The sequence below is a fragment of the Xenorhabdus sp. KJ12.1 genome, from assembly GCF_963876495.1.
GTDB classification, from domain to species: Bacteria; Pseudomonadota; Gammaproteobacteria; order Enterobacterales; family Enterobacteriaceae; genus Xenorhabdus; species Xenorhabdus stockiae.
In genome coordinates this window covers 1-2376 of the sequence record NZ_CAWNQH010000132.1, presented here as the reverse complement: position 1 = coordinate 2376, position 2376 = coordinate 1, and the positions used below count along the sequence as shown (strand labels likewise).

At 51.8% G+C, this 2376-nt stretch carries 1 protein-coding gene; it reads right to left on the bottom strand.

The window, feature by feature from the left end; translation table 11 throughout:
* Positions 1-2376: phage tail tape measure protein (locus AACS92_RS20825; protein WP_099112004.1), on the bottom strand; the 2376-nt coding region annotated here is incomplete at both ends.

Sequence of the window (2376 nt, the reverse complement as noted above, 5' to 3'; positions counted from 1 at the left end):
CGAAGACAGGCTCCCCCCCGCCGAAGACAATGCGCTGGCCCCCATGCTGCCCATCCCACCCCCAAAGAAACCGGAGAGGGCTTTGGTGATCAATGCCTGCATTGCAATACGGATCAGATCCTGAATAATGGATTGCGCCAGTGAGGCCGACAGCTCCCGCATGGATTCTGAAAAGGATTTTGTGCCCGTCAACATGCCGGTTAACGCACTCCCCGTACGTTGCTCGACCACATCCAGCAGATCCATCTGCATTTTCTGGAAATCCCCCTGCGAGGCGTATAAATCTTTAGCCGCAGCCAATTGCGCCTCTTTGGAATGATGAGCCACAGCGGTCATTAACTGTTCATGACGTTCCTTGCTGATAAGGCCATTGCGGTAATAACTGTCATAGAGCGCTTGTTGCTCAGTCAGCTGATTTTGCAGTTGCACAACGGGATCGACCTCACCCGTCATATCCAAATGTGGGGCGGCAATTTGCTTTGCCTGTTCCGCTAATTTGTCTTTCACCGACGTTTGATACAGCGTTTTACTGGCGGACAGGTACTCCTGTTCGGTCAACAATCGTTCTTGGTACAGGGCCTTAAGCTCTAAACTGGCGTCTTTTTCCTGCCGGATCAATGCGGCTGCCGGCGCATATTTTTCCGCCAGTTCCCGCCGCTGTTTTTGGTGATTTTCGGCATTGAGGAGGGTTAAGCGTTGCAGCTCACTGTCCGAAGCCACACCCGATTTGCCAACTTCATGGATTTTATCCCGCATTGCTTTCTCGCTGAATCGGATGCGATCCAGGCTGGTGGCATGGGTCTGCTCAATGTCCTTACGTAACTGCTGATAACGGTGAAGGGATTGTTTACCTTGTTGCTCTGCGTTGATGAGATCCTGACCTGTCCATGGATTACCCGTACCGTTCCCTTCGGGTTTTGGCGGCTCAGGCGGTGGCTGGTCAAACATCCCCGCGACCGAGGTTGTCTGCAGGTTTTTCTTTCTGGTGGTTTTCTTTTCTATCCCTTTGAGGATATCTTCTCGCCGACTGAGTAATACCCGGCCTTGCTTTTCAACTGCTTTCGGGTCTTCATAAAGAAAACTTAAGAACCCTTTTTGACGGTTTTGTAAGTGCTCGATTCGGGTTTGGGAATACCGTTCCAGTTGGCTATCAATCTGCCTGAGTTCTGCTTTCAGATTGTTAAGATCATCGTCAGTCTTATCCAGCTCGACCGCCACCTTAATGCTGGAAAGCCGTTGCAGTTCAGCTACCGTTTCAACGGTTCCCTCCTTTAAGTGCCGCAACCCCTCTCTGGCTTGGACGCTAGAGTTATATAACCCGTACAGAGCAGAACCTGCCAGCATCGCTGCACCAAATGGTCCCCCCATCAGGGCAAGTGCGCCACGGGCAGCGCCTGCGGCGGCCGATAATGCCCGATAGGCATAAGACAGCCGGCGGTTAGCGACCTCAAGTGACTTTGTTGCTCTTTCCTTTTGTCTGATCGCTTCTGTCTCCTGCCGATATAATGCTTTTGATTCTTTGGCATAATTGACAAAAAGCCCGTGCTGACCATTAATCTGTCGCAATTTTTCAATATGCTGTCCCTGACGTTGAGTAAGCTGAAGGGTGGCGTTGGCTTGTTCTATTGTACGTCTGGCCGTTTCTGCCTTTTGCTTGGCGATATTACGTGTTGCTTTTTCTGTGGCTCGCCATGCGCTGACATTCTCGCGTAATCCTGCTGTCATTTTTATCGCCATCACCGGGATCAGGGTATGCAGGGCAACACTGGCTACCGTCTTGAAGTTCTCCGACAAACTGTTAATGGCATTGGTTGCTTCCTGAACGCCGGTACGGAGAGGGCCATCAGTGCTCCCCCCGACTTTCAGTGCCAATCCTTCAAAGGCTTTTCCCAACACATCCAGATCAGCACTCAGGTTATTAGCTCTTTCTCCAGCCTGATCATAAGCCACCTGCGTTCCGGTCAGGGCCTTCTTCAATTCATCCAGCTCACGCTGTCCAGTGACGAGCTGTGAGGCCGCACTCAGGTTAGCCCGTCCGAACAGTTTCGCCGCTTGTGCGGTAGATAACTGTTTGTTTTTCAGGTGCTCCAGTGCCGCTCCCAGCCCTACGACAGACGGTTTCAGGTTTTTATCGGTCGATTTTTCCAGCGCCAGCACCACGTTACGGATAGCAACCCCCGCTTTCGCGCCTTTAATGCCGCCTTTCGCTAACACTTGAATCGCGGCATTCAATTCTTCAAACGAAATACTCGTCTGTGAAGTCATCGTTCCGCCATTTTTAATGGCCTGCGCGGTTTCGTTAATTTCGGAAGCACCGTATTTCGCCCCGGCTGCCAGTACGTTAATAAAACGGTCAGCCTGGGCGGCACTGGCCCC